Annotated in this window: 21 protein-coding genes and 1 other RNA gene; 4 read left to right on the forward strand and 18 right to left on the reverse strand. The window is 55.4% G+C overall.

The genetic code is table 11. The annotated features are described in order from the left end of the window. Positions 1-2 precede the first annotated feature (2 nt). From rsmH to rsmI, 4 genes are all read right to left on the reverse strand, one after another. Positions 3-950 (reverse strand): 16S rRNA (cytosine(1402)-N(4))-methyltransferase RsmH, encoded by a 948-nt coding sequence (gene rsmH, locus ACH3PB_RS13735; protein ID WP_416395763.1) that lies wholly within the window; start codon positions 948-950, stop codon positions 3-5. 50 nt (positions 951-1,000) lie between these two features. After that, positions 1,001-1,456 (reverse strand): division/cell wall cluster transcriptional repressor MraZ, encoded by a 456-nt coding sequence (mraZ, locus tag ACH3PB_RS13740; protein ID WP_416399460.1) that lies wholly within the window; start codon positions 1,454-1,456, stop codon positions 1,001-1,003. Between the two features lie 439 nt (positions 1,457-1,895). After that, positions 1,896-2,257, reverse strand: an RNA gene (rnpB, locus tag ACH3PB_RS13745) — RNase P RNA component class A. 14 nt (positions 2,258-2,271) lie between these two features. Next, positions 2,272-3,150 carry a 16S rRNA (cytidine(1402)-2'-O)-methyltransferase gene (gene rsmI, locus ACH3PB_RS13750; protein WP_416395765.1) on the reverse strand — a complete coding sequence of 293 codons (879 nt, stop codon included), beginning with the start codon at positions 3,148-3,150 and terminating at the stop codon, positions 2,272-2,274. Between the two features lie 210 nt (positions 3,151-3,360). Between rsmI and ACH3PB_RS13755 the strand changes: the two genes are divergently transcribed. From ACH3PB_RS13755 to ACH3PB_RS13765, 3 genes are all read left to right on the forward strand, one after another. Further along, positions 3,361-5,631, forward strand: a complete 2,271-nt coding sequence (locus ACH3PB_RS13755) for a penicillin-binding protein activator (protein WP_416395767.1) — start codon at positions 3,361-3,363, stop codon at positions 5,629-5,631. 115 nt (positions 5,632-5,746) lie between these two features. Then, entirely contained in the window at positions 5,747-6,100 is a 354-nt protein-coding gene (locus tag ACH3PB_RS13760; RefSeq protein WP_416395769.1) for a YraN family protein, read from the forward strand. Beyond that, positions 6,090-6,758: a hypothetical protein gene (locus ACH3PB_RS13765; RefSeq protein ID WP_416395771.1), complete on the forward strand. Its 669-nt coding sequence runs from the start codon at positions 6,090-6,092 to the stop codon at positions 6,756-6,758. Before ACH3PB_RS13760 ends, ACH3PB_RS13765 begins: the two co-directional genes overlap by 11 nt. 22 nt (positions 6,759-6,780) lie before the next feature. Here ACH3PB_RS13765 and ACH3PB_RS13770 read toward each other — a convergent pair whose 3' ends face one another. The 14 genes from ACH3PB_RS13770 to ACH3PB_RS13835 form a co-directional block, all read right to left on the reverse strand. Next, positions 6,781-7,206, reverse strand: coding sequence for a ClpXP protease specificity-enhancing factor (locus tag ACH3PB_RS13770; RefSeq protein WP_416395773.1), 426 nt, complete (start codon positions 7,204-7,206; stop codon positions 6,781-6,783). Between the two features lie 67 nt (positions 7,207-7,273). Then, positions 7,274-7,903, reverse strand: coding sequence for a stringent starvation protein SspA (gene sspA, locus ACH3PB_RS13775; protein ID WP_416395775.1), 630 nt, complete (start codon positions 7,901-7,903; stop codon positions 7,274-7,276). A 120-nt stretch (positions 7,904-8,023) separates the two neighbouring features. Continuing rightward, a complete protein-coding gene (locus ACH3PB_RS13780; RefSeq protein ID WP_416395777.1) occupies positions 8,024-8,791 on the reverse strand; it encodes a cytochrome c1 in 768 nt (255 codons plus the stop codon). Further along, entirely contained in the window at positions 8,788-10,023 is a 1,236-nt protein-coding gene (locus tag ACH3PB_RS13785; protein WP_416395779.1) for a cytochrome b, read from the reverse strand. The genes ACH3PB_RS13780 and ACH3PB_RS13785 overlap by 4 nt, the downstream gene beginning before the upstream one ends. Beyond that, positions 10,023-10,607, reverse strand: a complete 585-nt coding sequence (petA, locus tag ACH3PB_RS13790) for a ubiquinol-cytochrome c reductase iron-sulfur subunit (RefSeq protein WP_416395781.1) — start codon at positions 10,605-10,607, stop codon at positions 10,023-10,025. Before petA ends, ACH3PB_RS13785 begins: the two co-directional genes overlap by 1 nt. Before the next feature lie 391 nt (positions 10,608-10,998). Next, positions 10,999-11,391, reverse strand: coding sequence for a 30S ribosomal protein S9 (gene rpsI / locus ACH3PB_RS13795; protein ID WP_416395783.1), 393 nt, complete (start codon positions 11,389-11,391; stop codon positions 10,999-11,001). Positions 11,392-11,400: 9 nt separating this feature from the next. After that, positions 11,401-11,832 carry a 50S ribosomal protein L13 gene (gene rplM, locus ACH3PB_RS13800; protein ID WP_344802053.1) on the reverse strand — a complete coding sequence of 144 codons (432 nt, stop codon included), beginning with the start codon at positions 11,830-11,832 and terminating at the stop codon, positions 11,401-11,403. A 307-nt stretch (positions 11,833-12,139) separates the two neighbouring features. Continuing rightward, a complete protein-coding gene (locus ACH3PB_RS13805; protein ID WP_416395785.1) occupies positions 12,140-12,970 on the reverse strand; it encodes a TatD family hydrolase in 831 nt (276 codons plus the stop codon). Between the two features lie 6 nt (positions 12,971-12,976). After that, positions 12,977-14,581: a peptide chain release factor 3 gene (prfC, locus tag ACH3PB_RS13810; RefSeq protein WP_416395787.1), complete on the reverse strand. Its 1,605-nt coding sequence runs from the start codon at positions 14,579-14,581 to the stop codon at positions 12,977-12,979. Further along, the gene (locus tag ACH3PB_RS13815; RefSeq protein ID WP_416395789.1) at positions 14,578-15,246 is read right to left on the reverse strand and encodes a hypothetical protein; all 669 of its coding nucleotides are present in this window, start codon (positions 15,244-15,246) and stop codon (positions 14,578-14,580) included. Before ACH3PB_RS13815 ends, prfC begins: the two co-directional genes overlap by 4 nt. 27 nt (positions 15,247-15,273) lie before the next feature. Next, complete coding sequence (gene rimI, locus ACH3PB_RS13820) at positions 15,274-15,732, reverse strand: ribosomal protein S18-alanine N-acetyltransferase (protein WP_416395791.1); 459 nt, start codon at positions 15,730-15,732, stop codon at positions 15,274-15,276. 4 nt (positions 15,733-15,736) lie between these two features. Then, the gene (locus ACH3PB_RS13825; protein ID WP_416395793.1) at positions 15,737-16,639 is read right to left on the reverse strand and encodes a hypothetical protein; all 903 of its coding nucleotides are present in this window, start codon (positions 16,637-16,639) and stop codon (positions 15,737-15,739) included. 5 nt (positions 16,640-16,644) lie between these two features. Further along, complete coding sequence (locus tag ACH3PB_RS13830) at positions 16,645-18,204, reverse strand: 2-isopropylmalate synthase (RefSeq protein WP_416395794.1); 1,560 nt, start codon at positions 18,202-18,204, stop codon at positions 16,645-16,647. Positions 18,205-18,299: 95 nt separating this feature from the next. Beyond that, positions 18,300-19,301, reverse strand: coding sequence for an NAD-dependent epimerase/dehydratase family protein (locus tag ACH3PB_RS13835; RefSeq protein WP_416395796.1), 1,002 nt, complete (start codon positions 19,299-19,301; stop codon positions 18,300-18,302). A 224-nt stretch (positions 19,302-19,525) separates the two neighbouring features. On the opposite strand from ACH3PB_RS13835, the gene ACH3PB_RS13840 reads away from it, so the two are divergent. Then, positions 19,526-20,488 carry a YihY/virulence factor BrkB family protein gene (locus tag ACH3PB_RS13840; protein WP_416395798.1) on the forward strand — a complete coding sequence of 321 codons (963 nt, stop codon included), beginning with the start codon at positions 19,526-19,528 and terminating at the stop codon, positions 20,486-20,488. Positions 20,489-20,504 lie beyond the last annotated feature (16 nt).

Raw genomic sequence — 20,504 nt, forward strand, 5'->3', positions numbered from 1 at the left:
TTTCATAGTGCTCGCCCCGAGTTGTTGTTTTTGTCAAGACGTTCGACAGCCCGCAATACCGCACTTCTCGCTCGGGTATTGGCGCTGACTTCGGACTGGTCCGCTGTAACTTTCTTGGCAATGATGCGGCCTTCGGGCATTAGCTCCGGAGGAATGATCGGGACCCACTTCGGAACCTGTGCCACGCTTGCCTGATCTCGCATGAAGCGTTTGACGATGCGGTCCTCGAGAGAGTGAAAACTGATAACGACGAGGCGCCCGCCGGGCAACAAGGCATCAAACGCCTGCCTGAGCCCACTCTCCAGGGCATCAAGCTCGTGGTTGACTGCAATGCGAATCGCCTGAAACGCACGGGTCGCTGGATTCTTGTGCTTTTCCCACTTCGGGTTTGCTGCCGCCACTACAGAGGCGAGATCAGCAGTTCTCAAAAATGGCTGCTCCACACGGCGTTCGACAATGGCGCGGGCGATCCTGCGAGCAAATTTTTCTTCACCGTATTCAAAAAGTATGCGCGTCAGCTCAGCTTCGCTGACTCGGGCAATGTATTCTGCTGCCGACTCACCGGCTTCTGTGTTCATCCGCATGTCGAGCGGGCCGTCGTTCTGAAAGCTGAAGCCCCGACCAGCGTCGTCAAGCTGCGGCGAGGAAACGCCCAGATCCATCAGAATGCCGTGAACCTTATCGACCCCGGCGGCCTTGAGCAGCTTACCGAGATCGGCGAAGTTACCGTGTAGAAAGTGGAATCGTGCATCCTCACTGAAGCGTCCTGCAGCCTCGCGGGCAGCAGGATCCTGGTCGATCGCGTACAGTCGACCTTCACTATTGAGGGAGCCGAGGATAAGCGCGGAATGACCGCCACGTCCGAAGGTCGCGTCGACATAACAGCCGCCCGCCTGGGGCGCCAGTGCTGCCAAAGCCTGCTCCGGCATCACGCTGATATGTTGATCCATGTACCCTCGATGAACCTGGTGGTTCTTGTCTAAAACAGCTGAATACAAGATTAAAGCGCTATGTTCATGAGTTCCTGAGGCGTCTCTCCTTCCAGTGCCTCGACTTCAAGGTAGCTGTCCCTGACCTTGGTCCATTCTGCTTCATCCCAGAGCTCAAATTTCTTGCCCTGACCGAGAAGGACCAGCTTCTTGTCGAGGTAGGCGTACTCCCGAAGCGAAGCTGGTAATAAAATTCTTCCATTTGAATCGATCTCCAGCTCCTGAGCATGGCCGAGGATCAATCTCTTAATTCTCAAAGTGCCCGCATTGAAGCTGGGCAGCGCTTCGATTTTCTCTGCAATTTTTTCCCACTCGTTACGTGGGTAGACCAACAAGCAGCGAGCCTGGGTATCAATGGTGACAACGAGTTGATTGGCGCAAAGCTGCTCCAGACGCTCCCGATATTTGCTGGGCATCACGAATCGACCTTTGGCATCCATATTGATGCTGTTGTCGCCAGTGAACATCGTCACCTAGGTTCGAATCCTGCCTGGTCGTGCCATTGAAACGCTCTCGTCGCTGTTTAAGGTCTGATACGTACATTTAGGCCACCCTGCCCCACAAAACTCCACAATTCACCACAATTTCCCACTGGAGACACTATAGGAAGCACTTCTGGCCTTTTCAAGTGGTCACACAGACCAATGACTATAAATTTGTTTCACTAAAACAGGGACTTAGGGATCTCAGAACGAGAAAGTAGAAATACTTATGGTTAAAAAACCATATATATCATGTAGATGGGTATCTATCGTGATAATCCAGATGAGAACAAAGATTATTTTGCAATAACGAGGAGAGCAGTGGGCTTTGTATTGCATATCAATGCGTTAAGACTGTACAAGCATACAGTTTTTAACGAAAAAATGGACGGCAGACAGCTGTTCTGCTGTCTGCCGTCGTAAGAAGAGGAGTTTGCCGATAAGCCGGGTTCTGTCGTGGACAGTCATTTATCTGGGCCGATTGTCACCAATCGGCTCGTGCGACCTACCCGGATCCAGCGTGGGCGCGCCTAACGGATCCCTATTTGGTCTTGCTCCAGGTGGGGTTTTCCATCGCCATGAACTGTTACCAGTCATGCGGTGCGCTCTTACCGCACCATTTCAACCTTACCGGCAGCCGAAGCTACGTAGGCGGTATACTTTCTGTTGCACTTTCCATCGACTCACGCCGCCCAGGTGTTACCTGGCACCTTGCCCGATGGAGCCCGGACTTTCCTCCCCCTGCCCCGGTAAACCGGTGCAGACAGCGACTGTCTGGCAAACTCCGCGCGCAGTCTAACTCAATCGAGTGCCAGAATCTGCTTATATATGTCACGCTTTTTGAGGGGGCTGGCTGCGGCGACAGCAGACGCAAGATCCGACGGCGAGATTTTGCTCTTGAGCGACCCCAGGAGCGCGAGCAGATCGATCGTTGCAGCAGACAGGTCGTCGGAGGGCGCCTCAGCCTCAGCCCCCTTGATCATGACCACGAACTCGCCTCGAGTCTGATTATGATCGGCAGCAATTGCATCAACTACTGCTTTAGCTGTGCCGGAAATAAAGGTCTCAAAGGTTTTGGTGAGCTCTCGCCCCACACAAACTTCCCGATCAGCGCCGAATATCTCGGCGCAGTCAGCCATCATGTCCTGGATTCTGTGTGGCGCCTCGTAGAAAACCAGAGTCCGCTGCTCTGTTACCAGCTTTTGCAGAGCCGCGCGGCGATTCGACGATTTGGCGGGCAGGAAGCCTTCGAATATGAATCGATCCGTAGGCAGTCCACTGGCGGATAACGCGGCAATGAGGGCACAGGCGCCAGGCACGGGAATCACAATATGACCAGCTGCTCTCAGCTCGGTCACCAGCGTTGCGCCCGGATCGGATATGAGGGGCGTTCCCGCGTCGGAGACCAGCGCCACCGTCTTGCCCTCAGCGAGCAGTTCCTTCAGGTAATCCACCCGCGCGCGCTCGTTATGCTGATGCAGTGAGCAGAGCGTCTTCTGCAAGCCAAAGTGCGAAAGGAGGCTCTGAGTGTGGCGGGTATCTTCTGCCGCCACGACGTCCACGGCCGCCAGTATAGCCACTGCGCGCCTGGTCATGTCGTCGAGGTTCCCGATGGGCGTAGCGACTACGTACAGTCGGCCTGGCGGCGCATCATGAGCTGAGCTGGTTTGCAGAAACATCTGAATCTCTCCGAACAGTAACGACAGCCGATCGGTCAGAAGATTGCTGCCACCGGCTCGGGCTTGGTAGACTGCTTGGCTGCGACCTAATCGTCAACTGCCCTGTCCACTGTTCCAGCCGAGACCCTGTCGACCATGCCTGCTATCCGATGCCGATCACAGCGTTTGTCCCGCCGATCAGCGCCTGCCCTGCTCTGCAATCTGACCCAGATGTCTGCCACGCCCGCCGCACTGAGGCATTCGCTGCTTGTTCTGGGGCTTCTGCTGGTCACAGCCTGCAGCACAGCACCGTCACCATCGGCACAAGCTCCAGTGCAGCCAGCAGTACCTGGCTCGTCCGAAGGCAATGCTGAAATCTCTGCAGCACAAGCCCTCATCGCGGAGTCCTCCAGCTACGCAGGCGACGATCGAGCCGCTTGGCTGATCGACCAGATCGACGAACTGATCGAGGCCAGGGACTTCATTGCGTCCGAAACGGTCATAGCCTGGCTTCGTGAACGTCGCCTTCCGGATAGTCAGACAGCCCGCCTCGCTCTGTATGAAAGCCGCCTGGAGCTGCTGCAGGACCGTCCCGAGGCCGCACTGCAGGCTCTGGAAGACGCTGGCCGCCAACGTGGCCTGGGGGCCTTCGACCAAACCGAACAGTCCTTGCGCCAGCAGGCCGTCATTCAGTACATCCATGCCGCCACACGCAGCGATCAGCTGCTGAAGGGTTTCTATGTGCGCACTGTGTACGAGGGCTTGTTCACTGACGAAGCCTACGAGGCAAACCGTCGGGCTATCTGGACCACGGTCACGTCGCTCGATACTTCGGTACTCGAGAAAATCGTCAACGCTGAAGCAGTTGCTGACTTGCCCGGCGTAGGCGAAGCGCAGTTCCTTGTGGAAACACCCGCAACCCAGCTGGCGGAGCTGAAAGGGTGGGCAGATCTTACCTTGCGACTGAGGAGCCGCGGCACGCTTGCTGAGTACCGGGAATTCTGGCAAGACTGGAAACGGGACTGGCCCCGACATTCGGCGGCTCAGCAGCCGCCTGTGGCTGTTCAGCAGCTTTCTCGTCCTGATACCCGGTATCCGGCAAAGGTTGCGATTCTGCTGCCCGGCAGTGGGCCACTCAAACCAGCTGCAGATACGCTTAAAGCAGGTTTTCTCGCCGCCTACTTCCAACGCTTTGGTCGTGATGAACGCCTTACTTCTACGCTGGGGAAGATTCACCCGTCCCAGCAGAACAGTATCTGGAGCACCGCAGATGCCGCGCCTGAGCTCGTGTTTTTCAACACGGCGTCGATCGATAACTATACCGATCTCTTCATGGCCCTACAGGACAATGGCTTTGAACAGGTCGTGGGGCCACTGGACAAAAATGCAGTCGCAGAGATGGCCAGCCTACCTCAGCTGGCGCCACCCGCACTTGCGATGAACTACCTCGAAGATGAAGAGATGCAGACACCGCCAGGGCTGTTTCAGTTCGGCTTGTCAATGGACGATGAGATCGAGCAGGTGCTCTCACGACTTGGTGATCCGGCCTACGCGGATCAGCTGGCCCGGGCAAACATGCGTCAGGCTCTCAAGGAAGAAGCCGCGGCGAATGCCGCCATGGTTACTGCTCAAGCCCTGGATGGAGGCGATGCTGCAGCAGCCCTCGACACTGAAGTAGCGCTGGATGAGCAGGATCTTGATGTCGCAGGTGAATCATCACAGCCGCCTTCGCAATCAGGAGACGCTATCGCACGTGCAGACGGCGGCGTGGACCCTGGATCACCCATGCCCTCATTGCCTCGACGCCATAAGATCGCTGTCATCTATGAGGACGCTCCCTGGGCAACCAAGCTGGTAGAGCATGCACGCGAGCAGGCCAAACGCTATGATATTGAAATAGCGCATGACATCATCATCGACAGACCAGCAGATCTCTCCTCCCAAATCGCCGATATGCTACTCATTAGGGAAAGCAACAGCCGCCGCGCGCGCCTACAGAGCGTGGTTGGCAAGCTCGAGTTCGAGCCCAGGCGCCGCAAGGATCTGGACGGCGTCATGGTCATTGCGACGCCATATTGGCTGCGTCAGATTAAACCGCTGATGGCCTTCCACTACGCAAGGACTCTGCCAGTAGTCGCTGTCTCCATGGCCTTCGATGGCAAGCAGGATGACCTTCGAAACAGCGACTTGAACGGTCTTCTGTTTACCGCACTGCCGTGGGTTGTAGACCCTGAGATTCAGGGCTCCGAGCTGAAGCAGCTCTCGACATCGCTCGTCAGCAATCCGGCCTACAGCAACCTGTTCGCGATGGGTGCAGATAGCTTCAGCCTTATCGATAAGCTCGAACTTTTGACGATTTTTTCCTCTGCGTATGTCGAAGGCTATACCGGAGACTTATCGCTGCTCGCGAATGGACGAGTGCGACGCACCCTGCCGTGGGGCCTTTTTGAGAAAGGGCACGCTCAGCTTATGCCTAAAACCGCAACCGGACATTTGGAGTAAGCATTTTCGGTGGTCTCACTTTATAATCGCCCCAGACGGGTTCTAGATCGTTTGCACTGCGGTCGGCTCAACACTCATGCAGGCTGGCTGTCTCCACGGACAAGGAGGTCCTGAAATGGCTCATAATGCAGAAATAGGAACAAGCTACGAGCGGATGGCTGCAGACCATCTCAGACGGAGCGGTCTTCAGATCATCGAACATAATTTTCGCTCGCGCTCGGGCGAAATCGATCTGATCTGTATCGACCAGACCACGATTGTGTTCGTCGAAGTAAAAATGCGCAGCTCTGATAGCTTCGGTGGGCCGGCAGCGGCCGTGACAGGCGCGAAGCAGGCGAAAATCAAGCGTTGTGCCAGCTTCTACCTCACCATGAAGAATCTGCATCGCTGTAATTGTCGCTTCGACGTGGTCGCTATCCTCGATGCTGGCGACAATCCCCGAATCGAATGGATCCAGAATGCATTCTGAGAACGACCCAGCAAATCATTCTGCGCGCAGCTTGCTCGCGGGCAGCATTCAGGCCTTGCTGGATGCTGCTGAAACTTTGCCGCAGCAGATCACCCAGGCCGGCGACCTTCTGGTCGGTAGCCTCTTGGCCGAAGGGCGTATCATCACCTGCGGCGTTCATCATGCAGCCCGATCAGCTGATTACCTGGCTGAACTGCTCCTGTACGGCTTTGACAAGCCACAGCCTAGCCTTCCCGCCTTATCCCTTCAGTCGGAAACGCGCTTTCTAGCGTCGAACCAGGCGAGCGTAGTGAACGAAACTGAGCAATCCGCCAGCGATAAGGAGAACGATTTTGGAGCACGCCTGGTCGAGGCCCAGGCAGACGTCTTCGCAAGACAGATTCGTGCTTTCGGCCATGCGCACGATACGCTGGTTATTTTCAGCCAGTCGGTAAGCAGCGAACAGATCAGGCGTGCCATACATACAGCTACCGATCAGGGCATGCAGATTATTCTTGTCAGTGACGAGGTCTGGCTAGAGGCAACAGAAGGCCTGTGTCTTGTGAGTTTGAACACGGGCAAGGCGCATCTCTTTCAGGAGATGCTTAGTCTGATCGTTCACGGCCTGTACGACCGAGTCGAAAGAAGTCTGTTTGGTTCGGGATTGGAAGCCGGCTAGTCACCAGCCCTCTATCTGAAGACTATTTTACTATTTTCAGAGACGGACGATCTGCGGCCTTCGGCTTTTCTGCGCTGGATTTTGAGGACTTCTTCGCTTTCTTTGGTCCTTTATCGGGCGCATCATCTGGCGAGCCACCCGGCTCGGACCCAAACACCATGCCCTGCCCGTTTTCCTTCGCATAAACAGCCACGATGGCAACGATTGGCACAGATACCAACCTAGGCACACCACCAAAGCGGGCCGTGAATTCAAGCGTTTCGTCGTCAATAAGAAGACTACGAACAGCGCCGGGACTGATGTTCAGCACGATCTGACCGTTACTCACAAAATCACGCGGCACATCGACACCAGGTAACGATGCATCGACGACAATGAATGGCGTGAGATCGTTATCCAGAATCCACTCATTGAGCGCTCGAAGTAGATAAGGTCTGCTTGGGGTCATGTATCACTCTTGCACTATCAAAACCGGCGGGGAGACAAAAGATCCTCCCCGTTCATTCGTATCGAGACTAGAGCCTCATCTCGCGCTCTACGTCCGAGAGGCTCGCCTTGAATGAGTCACGCTCAAACAGGCGGGTCATATACTTCTGGATCGGCTTGGTCTGCTTCTCTGGTAACTCGATGCCGAGTACCGGCAGGCGCCAAAGCACTGGTGCAATACAGCAATCCACCAGCGTAAACTCGTCGCTCATGAAATACGGCTTCTCAGCGAAGATTGGCGAAGCCGCGATAAGGCTCTCACGCAAAGCCTTACGTGCCTTCTCAAGCTCGGCAGGCTTGCCGCCAGCCAGGATCTTGTCCACGAACACACACCAGTCGCTCTGAATGCGGAACATGAAGAGGCGACTCTGCGCTCGGGCAACCGGGTACACGGGCAACAGTGGCGGATGAGGAAAGCGCTCATCCAGATATTCCATCATGATGGCCGGATCGTACAGAGACAGTTCGCGGTCCACCATGGTGGGCAGCAAGTTGTAGGGATTCAGCTCGGCAATTTCGTCGAGCATGTTATCTGGATCGACATCCACTACATCAACCGTGACGCCTTTCTCAGCCAGCACTATCCGAACTCGATGCGAATAGTGATCCTGCGGATCGGAGAAGAATGTCATTGATGACCGTTTGGTCACGACGCCCATGAGCCTACCTCTAGAATTGAAATAATGCGGATAATGTTAACTGCAGCAAAAACGCCCTAACTAGTAGGGCGATGCTTTCGGTTGACCGAAAATAATTGGAGACAAAGTATACACGATATCCTAGTGAATATCTTTCCAGTACTCTCGGTTGAGCAGATACACCGGTATAAACAGGATGACCAGGAAGAGCAGGACCCACGGCGCGATCGCATTGGCTTGCAGCTTCGATGGCTCACCGACATAAACAAGGAAGTTGGTGAGATCCCGCATTGCACTGTTGAACTCAGCTGGCGTCATCTCGCCTTCGAAGACATAATTTTCACATCCGCCCCCGCCTACGACTTCTCCAGACATCGGATCGACTTCGCTCTGAACGCCTGTTGCCGGCTTGCTGGCGCATAGTCCCTGCATCTCCGCGAGCACGTGTGGCATACCCACATCCTTGAAGACGGCATTGTTAACACCCCATGGCCGCGACTCGTCCTTATAGAAGGTGCGCAGGTAGGTATATAGCCAGTCGCCACCTCGTACTCGAGCGATCAACGACAAATCAGGAGGAGCCGCTCCGAACCATGTCTGCGCCAGACCCGGCTCCATTGCATTCTCCATCAGAGAACCAATCTTTGCGTCGTCGAACACCAGATTTTCCAGATACAGATCGTGTGGTATGCCGATATCATCTGCAACACGCTCATAACGACTGTACTTGAGAGAGTGGCAGGCCATGCAGTAATTGGTATAGAGCTGCACGCCCCGCTGCAATGATGGCTGGTCATAGATGTCGATATCGACCTTATCCAGAGCAACCTTCTCACTGGCTGCATGAGCGGCCAGTGGCAGCATGACTGCAAACGCAAGAGCCAGACGACTCATAATTACAGATCTCATTTGAACACCACCCTCTCTGGTACGGGCTTGGTTTTTTCAAGCTTGGTATAAAACGGCATCAGAAGGAAGAAGGCGAAGTAAAGCCCGGTGCACACGGGCGCAAGCCAGTATGGCTGCTCGTTTGCAGGCAGTGCCCCACAGACGCCGAGTATGATGAAGCTCACCACGAATATGCCCAGCCAGACCTTGCTCATCCAGCCCTTGTAACGCCAGGACTTGACCGGACTACGATCCAGCCACGGCAGCACGAACAGGATGGCAATGGCACCGCCCATGACAATGACACCCCAGAGCTTGGCATCAACGCCGAAGAACGGATAGGTAATGGCCCGCAGCATTGCGTAGAACGGGGTGAAGTACCAGACAGGCGCGATGTGGTCCGGCGTCTTCAGCGCGTTTGCCGGCTCGAAGTTGGGCTTCTCGAGGAAATAGCCGCCGCCTTCAGGGAAGTAGAATACAACCATCAGGAAGATAAACAGGAAGATTACAATCGGCACCAGGTCGTGCACCGTGTAGTACGGGTGGAAAGGAATACCATCCACGGGAATACCGTCGGCACCCTTTACTTTCTTGATATCAACGCCGTCCGGATTGTTCGATCCAACTTCGTGCAGCGCCAGGATGTGCAATACCACCAGGCCAAGAATAACGATAGGCAATGCCACAACGTGCAGAGCGAAGAAGCGGTTCAGGGTGATACCCGATATCAGGTAGTCGCCGCGTATCCACTGTGTAAGGTCTTCACCGATAACAGGAATTGCACCAAACAGGGACACAATGACCTGCGCACCCCAGTATGACATCTGTCCCCACGGCAAGAGATACCCGAGGAAGGCTTCTGCCATGAGCACCAGATAGATGATCATGCCAAAGATCCATATCAGTTCACGCGGCTTCTGATACGAGCCATACATCAGCGCCCGGAACATATGCAGGTAAACAACCACGAAGAAGGCCGTGGCACCGGTAGAGTGCAGATAGCGAATAAGCCAGCCGTACTCTACATCGCGCATGATGTATTCAACAGACTTGAAAGCACCTTCGGCCGTGGGTACGTAGCTCATGGTCAGCCAGATACCGGTCAGCAGCTGGTTAACCAGCACAACCATTGATAGCACGCCGAACATGTACCACACGTTGAAATTCTTCGGCGCGTAGTACTTGCTCATGTGCTTTTCGAAAGCGTTTACAACCGGGAGTCTTGCGTCTATCCAACCGATCAACTTCTGCATTACGCATTCTCCTCATCTACGCCGACGATCACCGTATTGTCATCGACATACATATAGGGTGGCACTACCAGGTTCGCAGGCGCAGGCACACCCTTCGTCACGCGACCGGCGAGGTCAAACTTGCTGCCATGACATGGACAGTAATACCCACCCCAGCTCTCATTCGGAACGACTTCAGGCAGATACTGGGGCGAGCACCCCAGATGAGTGCAGATGCCAACCACGACCAGCAGCTCTTCCTTACGCGACCGATGAATGTTCTTTGCGTAGACCGGCTGCTGCTCACGCTCTGAAAGCGGATCGGCGAGATCGTCCTTGTGTTCATCTAGTTCCTTGAGCATCTCGGGTGTCCGCTTCAACAGCCACACGGGCTTGCCGCGCCACTCAACAGTAATCTGCTGACCGGGCTCAATCTTGCTGATGTCCACCTTGACGGGTGCGCCTGCTGCACGGGCCTTGGCACTGGGATTCCATGAAGCGACAAATGGTACTGCCGCTCCAACCATGCCGACACCGCCTACCACTGCAGTTGCACCTACCAAAAAGCGGCGACGGCCATTACTGCCTGCGTCGACTTGCGCCATACCTAGATTCTCCACACGTATTACGAATTTTGACTGCAGCTTGGGTCTGCGAATCTGGCGCCAGAGCGGAAGATACCGCGAAAACCGTGCCTGCGAGCATCGATCCAGGGCCTGTCCGAACTAAACTGCGGGCGTAAAATGGCCTGTATAGTAAAAGAAAAGTCATCTTACTGACAAGCGGAAAGGCATTTATGATTTTGCCTGGCTCGCCAGAAAATCAAACACTTCGAGCAGCTCCAAGCATAACCGAACTCAAACAAAAATGCCGCCGAAGAGACCTTCGGCGGCATTTTATTGTCCGTCCACACGAGCGAGGAGGACATCTCACCTCCCCTGCCAGAAGCGCCTGAAAATAGACGACCAAGGCAGAAAGGTGTAACAGCAGCCTGAATTAACGCTTGCTGAACTGTGGCTTCTTACGCGCCTTGCGCAGACCAACCTTCTTCCGCTCGACTTCACGGGCATCACGCGTGACATAGCCTGCCTTACGCAGAGCTGGACGGTTGGTTTCGTCATACTCGATCAGGGCACGGGTGATACCGTGACGAATTGCGCCAGCCTGGCCTGAAGGGCCACCACCAGCAACAGTCACATAGATATCGAACTTGTCGGTCATTTCAGTGAGCTCGAGAGGCTGACGCACAACCATACGCGCAGTCTCACGACCAAAGTACGCTTCAAGCGTCTTTGAGTTGACGGTAATTTTACCAGTACCTGCGCGAAGGAACACACGTGCAGTCGAAGTTTTTCTACGGCCGGTTCCGTAGTTCTGATTGATAGCCATGGTGATCCCTTATCCGATATTCAGTTCGATTGGCGACTGCGCGCTATGTGGATGCGCTTCACCAGCATAGACTTTCAGCTTGCGCAGCATGTCACGTCCGAGGGGGTTGCGCGGCATCATGCCCTTCACCGCCAGTTCGATTACTCGCTCTGGCTTGTGCTGAATCAGCTTCTCGAAGGACATCTCTTTCAAGCCACCGGGGTAACCGGTATGGCGATAGTACATTTTATCGGTAGTCTTCCGACCGGTTACACGGATTTTTTCAGCATTGACTACAACGATGTAGTCGCCAGTATCAACATGTGGCGTGAATTCTGGCTTATGCTTGCCCCGTAAGCGGTGCGCAATTTCGGTACTCAGTCGGCCTAGCGTCTTCTCGCTAGCGTCGACAACATACCAGTCGCGCTTGACTGTTTCTGGTTTGGCACTGATCGTTTTCATGACGTGTCACTCGCACTCTGACTGATTATCTGACTGATTACTCAGTCGCTTATCCAACATTGAGGCCTGCATCCGCTCTGGATATAACGCGACTTGATATGTGGATGTCACGTTGTGCTGCGGACCTGCAGACTTATTCCTCTTTCCGGTCGAATCGAGTTCACGGGGCCAAAACCGACCCGACCTGGGCAAGGGCGCAGGATTATACGAATTTGACGCGGCGTTTGCCAGTTTTTTACCGTGAAAAAGCTCAACTAAGGTCACGATGGCGCTGATGCAAGGCCTTTTCACTAACATAAAGCTGGATTCAGATTAAAAAAGCCCCAAACAAACGCTCGGCATTAGCTGAAGTTTGAGCGATGACATCCTCTACCGGACAGCCACGCAATTCGGCGAGCGACTGAGCGGTTATCATCAGCCGCTCCGGCGTATTGACCTCCCCCTGATGACCACAGACCGGCATGGACGGCGCATCCGATTCCAGCAGCAATGCCTCTATTGGCAATCGGGCAACAGCATCACGAGTCTTGCTGGCCCGATCGTAGGTGATGATACCGCCTATGCCAAGCATGAAGCCGTGCTTGATAAACTGCTCGCCTTGCTCATAACTGCCACTGAAGGCATGAATCATACCGCGCTTGAGGCCTGTCTCTTTGAGCAGACGCAACATGTCTTCGTGGGTCTTCACCGAGTGCAACAAGGCCGGCTTGCCCAGCTCTACTGCCAGCTCGAGCTGAGGCTTGAGGCGTGCCCGCTGCTGCTCGACAGGCAGCTCGATATTCACATCCAGACCGACTTCCCCAAGCGCAACACAGTCATCCCGCTCCAACCACTCGGCCAGCGCCTTTATATCAGCGGCATCATGCTGATCCGCCCACCACGGATGGATGCCGTAAGCGGCGCGCACATTCGCATTCGCTGCGGCAAGCTCAGACACCCTGCGCCAATTGCTCTTGCCGATCGAGGGCACTACGTAAGCATCTGGGGTTCGCTCGATCAACGTGTCCAGGCTGGTATTGGTCGAACCTTTGCCAGACGCACTGACTTCAACGTCGGCGCCCCCAGAGCGTATACCGGCCCGAGCTCGATAGTCCGCGAGCTCATCAAAGTCGAGATGGCAATGGGCGTCGATAAGCATGGATGATCAATGCTCCCGTGTCGTTCTGAACTCCACCTTCGGATGACGTTCCTGGGCGAGCTGCAAGTTGACCCTCGTAGGTGCGAGATAAGTCAGGCTATCGCTACCATCAACAGCAATGTTCTCTGGCGCTTTGCGTCTGATTTCTTCCAGCGCTTTCGGATCCTCCGAAGTCAACCAGCGAGCAGTGCTGACGCTGATCGACTCGTACACAGCCTCCACCTTGTATTCGGTTTTCAGTCTTGAGACAACTACGTCGAACTGCAGCATACCGACCGCCCCGACGATGAGATCATTGTTATTCAACGGACGGAAGACCTGCACAGCGCCCTCTTCCGACAACTGGATAAGGCCTTTCTGCAGCTGCTTGGACTTGAGTGGATCCCGCAGGAGGATACGACGGAACAGTTCGGGGGCAAAGTTGGGGATACCGGTGAACTTCAACTTTTCACCTTCGGTGAAGGTATCCCCTATCTGGATTGTGCCGTGATTGTGCAAACCGATGATGTCACCAGCAAATGCTTCTTCGGCGCGCTCACGATCACCTGCCATGAAAGTTACGGCGTCGGCGATGCGCACATCCTTACCGAGCCGGACGTGATGCATTTTCATGCTCTGCTGATAATGTCCCGAACACACTCTCAGGAAGGCCACCCGGTCACGGTGCATTGGGTCCATATTTGCCTGAATCTTGAATACAAAACCTGTAAATGGTGTTTCGCTCGCTTCAACTGTCCGGCTTTCAGTAGCACGGGCCTGCGGTGCAGGGGCCCACGCCACGAGACCATCGAGCATGTGGTCGACGCCGAAGTTGCCGAGCGCTGTACCGAAAACCACAGGCGTCAGTTCACCTGCCAGAAACGCAGCCTGATCGAATTCGTGGGACGCGCCCTTCAGCAGTTCGATCTCGTCGCGGAAGGCTTCAGCGCCGCCATCCATCAACTTGTCCAGCTCAGGATTGTCGAGGCCCTTGATAATGCGGGACTCCTGCACCGCATGTCCGAGGCCACTCTTGTAACAGATGATCTCGTCGCGCAGGAGGTGGTAGACACCTTTAAAGCCCTTGCCGGACCCTATAGGCCAGGAAATCGGCGCACAGCGGATGTTCAGCACTTCCTCTACCTCGTCCAGAAGCTCCATAGGATCCCGGATATCGCGGTCGCACTTGTTCATGAAGGTCAGGATCGGGGTATCGCGTAGCCGGGTTACCTCCATCAGTTTGATAGTGCGATCCTCGACACCTTTTGCGCTGTCGATAACCATGAGGCAGGAGTCGACGGCTGTCAGTGTGCGGTAGGTGTCTTCCGAGAAATCCTCGTGCCCCGGCGTATCGAGCAGGTTCACCAGCGCACCGCCATAGGGGAACTGCATCACCGAAGTCGTGACCGAGATGCCACGATCTTTTTCCATCTGCATCCAGTCCGAACGCGCGAACTGACCAGACTTCTTGCCTTTCACCGTGCCAGCTTTCTGGATTGCACCACCATGCAGGAGGACCTTTTCGGTGATCGTGGTCTTGCCCGCGTCAGGGTGGGAGATAATGGCGAATGTTCGGCGCTTGGCGATTTCAGCGCCAAGTTTGCGGTCGCTAGCGACGGCTACTTGATTCAAGAGTAATCCTCTTCATGAAAGGCATTAAGTTTTTCGGGCCAGAAGGCGACGAAACCTGAGACCAGCATCCCGTTGATGACTCCCTCCGGCAACATGATCAGCGGCAGATAGCTGAGCAGCAAGGCATGATCACTACTCCAGACACGCTCACTCAGCATCCAGCAGGCACCAAAAGCGGTCAGCATGCTGGCGCCGATCGCAAAACCTGCGCCCACAAAACCCGGGAGCATGATGAACAGGAAGAAGTTACCGTTCTGCGCCCCTTCGACCTGGCTTTCAATCAGGCGTCTGTTCAGGTGGCGTTCGAGCTTCAGAAATAGCAACGTGACGGCAACGGGGACAAGCACTACGAAAGCGACTGTCATCGGTATTGTCTCAAAACGGCCGACGCCAATCAAAGGGCCGATGAAGCAGGCCAGTATGCCTATCACTGAGGCGTACAGCCAATGAAACACCAGCACCAGCACACTTATTCCCAGAAAATGGAATGCCAGACCAAGATCGGTCTCATATCGAATACGCCAGAGAATGAGCACAGCCAGCAAGGCACCACAGCACATGTGGAGAAACTGGCTGTCCTGAAACCGGCTAAAACGGACGTTGGCGACGAGGAAAAACACGATGACCGCCAGCGCCAGCCATTGTAGACCAACCCAGAAGGGCAAACTCGACTGCGCCAGGCACTCCATGGCTCAGGTACCATCAACCTCGAGCTGAAGCCCCATCAGAATGGCGTCTTCGCGTCCGCCTGCCGAGGGATAATAGCCGTTGCGACGACCGATCTCGGCGTAGCCGGCAGAGTCATAGAGACGACGAGCGGGGGTATTGCTGGATCTGACCTCGAGAAATACGGTCGAAACTTTACGAACTGTGAAGCGATCCTCCGCGAAGGCCATGAGCTGTGCACCGATGCCACGCCCCTGCAGCCCCGGTCGCACACAGATGTTGAGAATCTGCCCTTCGTCCAGAATAATCTTCAGCACGAGGTGGCCTGCAATTTCGCCATCGGCCAGCAAGACCCAACATTCATCTGCGCCGTCCAGACAACCCATGAACGACTGCTCACTCCAGGGATGTGAGTAGGATTCGCGTTCGATGGCGAGAACTTGCGGCAGGTCGCGCTCATGCATCAGTCTGTAGTCGAGTTTCATCAGGCTAGTTCCGCAGGGGCCCCGAGCGCCTGGTGAGCAACAGCAACACTGTTTGAACATCGCGTCTGAGACCAGCGTCCAGCAGGAGTGTGCGTAGCGGCGGTAGCAGTATGACCCGTGACCCCACCTGTCCAATCAGTCTATCGGCGCTCCGAAGCGTCTCCTCTGGCATGTCGAGAATTTCACGCCAAACAAGGCTATGTTCATCACTTCCAAGCGCGCCGACACCGTCACTGGCAACAGTTTCAGGCCCCACAAGTTCCGCAGTGAATAAAAGCGCCGGTCGCAATGGCGCATCAGTACTCAGCCGCTGCTCCGCCCATATTTCTGCAACGCGCTCCGTTATGCACCTTTGATACATGACAAACGGATCCGTATTGCCTAGCAAGCCCAGAACAGAGGGCTTGAGGGGTGGCCAGCCAAAAACGGTGGTCAGGCCCGGCTCATACTCGCGAGCGGAGTCACCGGCTGGTTCACCCCCTATTCCAAACTGCCCACATATCGACATGAACAAGGCTCGCTGGGACTTGTAACCAGATTCTTTCGACTCACCACTCAATACTGCAAACCAGTGTGGCCCAGTGGTATGACTGGTAACTACCGTGAAAGACTCGAGCGCTGGCTGATGCACCGGTTTGGATGCCGGGACACTTTCAGTTTTTAGCGCAGGCTTCGACCTTGCAGCCACAACGGCGACCTGCTCGCTGGGCGCATCAGCCACGATTGCCTGCCGAACTGCCGCAATTGATGACGATGGCGTGGGTCTGTTGACTGCCGCATCAGCTGGCCTGGACTGCGCACCCCGGCGGCGCCCTACATACAGGTCTGCCCTAAGCACAGAGCCATCGATCCCGAGGGCAGCGAGACAACGTAATCGATGAGCCTCGTCAAGGGCGTAAGGGGTCATCACCGTCAAACCTGACTCTGAGGATGAGCCTTGCGTTCCCCATTCAGGACGATATTGAGCGCATGGATATAAGCCTTCGCCGAAGCAATGACAATATCGGTATCGGCGCCGACGCCGTTGACGATCCGGCCATCCAGTTCGACGCGAACAGTAACCTCACCCTGTGCATCGATACCCTGGGTCACGTTGTTGACCGAGTACAGCTGCAGCATCAGGCCAGAATTCACAATCATCTCGATGGCGCTATAGGTCGCGTCAACAGGACCACCGCCCACCGCAAGCGCCGACCTTTCCTCACCGTCGACGGTCATGACGATCTTGGCCTCCGGAGTGGCTCCTGTTTCGGAGCAGACGCGCAGACTGACCAGCCGGAAGCGCTCTTCACCCGCAGCACTCTGGGTATCACTCACTATGGCCTGCAGGTCGGCATCGAAAATTTCGTGCTTCTTGTCCGCGAGATTCTTGAAACGGGCGAATGCTTCGTTCAGTTCAGCATCGGAGCTGAAGCTGTAGCCGAGATCGTGCAGTCTGGTCTTGAAGGCATTGCGGCCGGAGTGCTTGCCAAGTACAAGACTGTTGGCATGCCAGCCGACATCTTCCGCCTTCATGATCTCGTAGGTTTCACGGTGTTTGATCACGCCGTCCTGGTGAATGCCGGACTCATGCGCGAAGGCATTGGCGCCGACGATAGCCTTGTTGGGCTGAACCGGGAAACCCGTCACCGTCGAAACCAGTTTGGATGCCGGAACGATCTGTCTGGTGTCGATCCTGGTGGCCAGATCAAAGAGGTCAGGTCGCGTACGCACGGCCATAACCACCTCTTCGAGTGCAGCATTGCCGGCGCGCTCGCCGAGACCATTGATAGTGCACTCCACCTGACGGGCACCATTACTCACTGCCGCGAGTGAGTTCGCCACCGCCAGCCCCAGATCGTTATGACAGTGGCAAGAGAAGATGGCCTTCGAGGCGTTTGGCACGCGCTCCATCAACGTCCTTATTAGCAGACCGAACTGTTCCGGAATCGCATAGCCGACGGTATCCGGGATATTGATAGTGCGTGCGCCAGCATCGATTGTGGCCTCGATGATCCGACAAAGGAAGTCCAGCTCCGAACGACCAGCATCTTCACAGCTAAACTCGACGTCAGCCACCAGGTTCCGGGCCAGGCCAACCGCTCTCACCGCCTGCTCTATGACGGCTTCCGGCTGCATCTGAAGCTTGTACTTCATATGGATCGGTGAGGTAGCTATAAAGGTGTGGATTCGGCCTGAAGCTGCCGGCTGCAGGGCCCGTGCAGCACTCTCGATATCTTTATCGAGCGCTCGGGACAAACTGCAAACCGTAGAGTCACGAACTGCCTCGGCAATCATGCGTACGGCTTCAAAGTCGTCGGGGCTTGCGACTGCAAAGCCAGCCTCGATGACATCGACCTTCATCTTTTCCAGCGCCTTGGCAATCCGGAGCTTCTCGACCTTCGTCATCGAGGCGCCTGGACTCTGTTCCCCATCGCGGAGCGTGGTGTCGAAGATGATGAGTCTGTCTTGAGCTGAAGCATTCGAATTCATGAGAGCCTACCTGCGAGCGACTGGCGAAGCCTAGCCGAACACTATAAAACAGATCGAAAATCGGCACAAAGATCTTCGGGCAATCGATACCCCCACTACAGCATGCCCTCCTGACGGAACCAGACGAGGGTTCTGTCCACCATTTCCTCCACACTCAGTTCCGCCTTGAAGCCGAATTCCCTTTCGGCACGGGTGCCGTTGAGGAACTGCCCGGACCCTAGAACCGCAAGCATGGTTTCGCTCAGCTCAGGCTCCGGTCCTTTGAGATATGTATGGCGAAACGACTGGACTTTCGAAAGTACTCGCGCCAGCGGCATTGGCAACGCAAAACGAGGTGGTTTGACCCCTGCTCGTTTGGCTATGAGCGGCACGAGGTCGTGAAGCGCAATGTTATGCCCTGTAAGCAGGTAGCGCTGCCCTGGTTTACCGTGCAGACAAGCTTGCAGCAAACCACGTCCGGCATCCCGGCCTGCGATGACATTGCGCTGACCATCGATGTAGGCAGGCATGGCACGCTTTGCTACCTTGAGCACCAGTGCGCCCGTGGTCGGTCCATAGTCAAACTCTCCGAATGTCATCGACGGAATGCCGATCACGATGGGGAGGCCATCCTGCCCTGCTCCACGCGCCATGCGGTCCATTAGCCATTTGACCTGGACGTAGGGATTAGTGTCGTCTGGCGGTTGATCACTCACCTGGGACTCATCTGCGATTCCCGACTCAGCTTTTGTCAGGGCAATTGCAGCCCCCAGATACAGCGCTTTCGGCACGCCTGAACCAGCGACCGCAGCCAGAAAATTCGCCATCTGAGACCGTGCGATGTCCAGTTCTTCGTTCAGGGGCTTCGGGGTGGTGGGATAATAAGATGCACAGTTCATGACAGCATCGAGACCTTCTACGGCACTTTGCAGCTGTGACCGATTGTTGAGATCAGCCACGCTGGTACTGATCCTTGGATCATCCCGACACTGCAGTTTGGAAAGATCCGACCCTGCCCTGTGAATGACGCGGACAAGATGCCCCTCTGCCAACGCAGCATTGACCGCATGCTGTCCGAGTAGGCCTGTTGCGCCGATGATACCGATTGAGGCTGACATCCTGTTCATTTCTCCATAGATAGTTAGTGATCACAGACTGTACGTAGCCTTTCAGAAATTGCTCCAGCTTCGTGCTTAAACCACCGGATTCAATGGCAGCACGCCGATCGCCAGCGGCTGCGCCCCAACAGGGAGCCAATCCCTGGCCGGGAGTGAGCCTTCGTCAGCAGTTGCCCGTACCGAAAGCATCATCATCTTCACGGATACAGGCAGGGAGATTTTCTGTGGCAACTCATCAGGCACACGCTGATCATGGTCGTGAGGCTTCGTCTCCGACCGAAATCTCAAAATCGGGCTGGAAAGATATCCTTGTACGCACCTGGAAAGAAAAGGCGAACGACAACCTCGGCTTGGTAGCGGCTGGCGTGGCGTTCTATTTTCTTCTGGCCGTATTTCCGGCGATTGGGGCGTTCATCTCGATTTACGGGCTCATGTATGACCCGGCAGAAGCCCAGCAACAGATGAGTGACGTCATGGCGGTGATGCCCGCCGAGGCAAGGGACATTCTGCAGGAGCAGATACAGCAACTCGCGCAGCGGGGCGGCGGCACACTAGGCCTCAGCGCAGTGATCGGCATACTGCTGGCTATCTGGAGCTCCATGAAGGGCACGAGTGCCTTGATGACGGCGCTGAACATCGTATATGACGAGCAAGAAGACCGAGGATTCGTCTACCTCAAGTTCGTCACCTTCCTGATCACGTTTGGCGCATTCGTATTTGTGGCGGCGTCGCTCGCGCTCATTGCCGCAGCGCCTGCAGTGTTGGAGCATATGGGACTCGGCAACTGGGTTGAAACGGCCATTCAGTACGCGCGCTGGCCAGTACTTGCGTTACTGTTCATGTTCCTGCTGGCAGTGCTCTACCGCTTTGCTCCGTCCCGATCCGCCCCCAAATGGCGCTGGGTTACGCTCGGGTCTGTCACTGGCACGATACTGTGGATTGTCGGCTCATTGCTCTTTTCATGGTACGCCTCCAACTTCGGCAGTTACAACGAGACCTTCGGCTCGCTTGGTGCGGTCATCCTGCTGCTCATGTGGTTCTACATCACAGCTTTCATCATACTGCTGAGTGGTGAACTCAACGCCGAAGTTGAACATCAGACGAAAAAGGATACGACGTCAGATCGGAAGGAGCCGATGGGGCAGCGTGATGCCTACGTAGCCGATACCGTAGGCGAAAGACACTAGGGCGCCTGACCCAGTT

The organism is Allohahella sp. A8, assembly GCF_047946665.1.
GTDB lineage: Bacteria > Pseudomonadota > Gammaproteobacteria > Pseudomonadales > Oleiphilaceae > Allohahella.

Excerpts from the sequence above, each read along its gene's own strand:
- rsmH (WP_416395763.1), bottom strand. The coding sequence starts at position 950 with ATGGATCAACATATCAGCGTGATGCCGGAGCAGGCTTTGGCAGCACTG.
- mraZ (WP_416399460.1), bottom strand. The coding sequence starts at position 1,456 with ATGTTCACTGGCGACAACAGCATCAATATGGATGCCAAAGGTCGATTC.
- rsmI (WP_416395765.1), bottom strand. The coding sequence starts at position 3,150 with ATGTTTCTGCAAACCAGCTCAGCTCATGATGCGCCGCCAGGCCGACTG.
- ACH3PB_RS13755 (WP_416395767.1), top strand. The coding sequence starts at position 3,361 with ATGTCTGCCACGCCCGCCGCACTGAGGCATTCGCTGCTTGTTCTGGGG.
- ACH3PB_RS13760 (WP_416395769.1), top strand. The coding sequence starts at position 5,747 with ATGGCTCATAATGCAGAAATAGGAACAAGCTACGAGCGGATGGCTGCA.
- ACH3PB_RS13765 (WP_416395771.1), top strand. The coding sequence starts at position 6,090 with ATGCATTCTGAGAACGACCCAGCAAATCATTCTGCGCGCAGCTTGCTC.
- ACH3PB_RS13770 (WP_416395773.1), bottom strand. The coding sequence starts at position 7,206 with ATGACCCCAAGCAGACCTTATCTACTTCGAGCGCTCAATGAGTGGATT.
- sspA (WP_416395775.1), bottom strand. The coding sequence starts at position 7,903 with ATGGGCGTCGTGACCAAACGGTCATCAATGACATTCTTCTCCGATCCG.
- ACH3PB_RS13780 (WP_416395777.1), bottom strand. The coding sequence starts at position 8,791 with ATGAGATCTGTAATTATGAGTCGTCTGGCTCTTGCGTTTGCAGTCATG.
- ACH3PB_RS13785 (WP_416395779.1), bottom strand. The coding sequence starts at position 10,023 with ATGCAGAAGTTGATCGGTTGGATAGACGCAAGACTCCCGGTTGTAAAC.
- petA (WP_416395781.1), bottom strand. The coding sequence starts at position 10,607 with ATGGCGCAAGTCGACGCAGGCAGTAATGGCCGTCGCCGCTTTTTGGTA.
- rpsI (WP_416395783.1), bottom strand. The coding sequence starts at position 11,391 with ATGGCTATCAATCAGAACTACGGAACCGGCCGTAGAAAAACTTCGACT.
- rplM (WP_344802053.1), bottom strand. The coding sequence starts at position 11,832 with ATGAAAACGATCAGTGCCAAACCAGAAACAGTCAAGCGCGACTGGTAT.
- ACH3PB_RS13805 (WP_416395785.1), bottom strand. The coding sequence starts at position 12,970 with ATGCTTATCGACGCCCATTGCCATCTCGACTTTGATGAGCTCGCGGAC.
- rimI (WP_416395791.1), bottom strand. The coding sequence starts at position 15,732 with ATGAAACTCGACTACAGACTGATGCATGAGCGCGACCTGCCGCAAGTT.
- ACH3PB_RS13825 (WP_416395793.1), bottom strand. The coding sequence starts at position 16,639 with ATGACCCCTTACGCCCTTGACGAGGCTCATCGATTACGTTGTCTCGCT.
- ACH3PB_RS13830 (WP_416395794.1), bottom strand. The coding sequence starts at position 18,204 with ATGAATTCGAATGCTTCAGCTCAAGACAGACTCATCATCTTCGACACC.
- ACH3PB_RS13835 (WP_416395796.1), bottom strand. The coding sequence starts at position 19,301 with ATGTCAGCCTCAATCGGTATCATCGGCGCAACAGGCCTACTCGGACAG.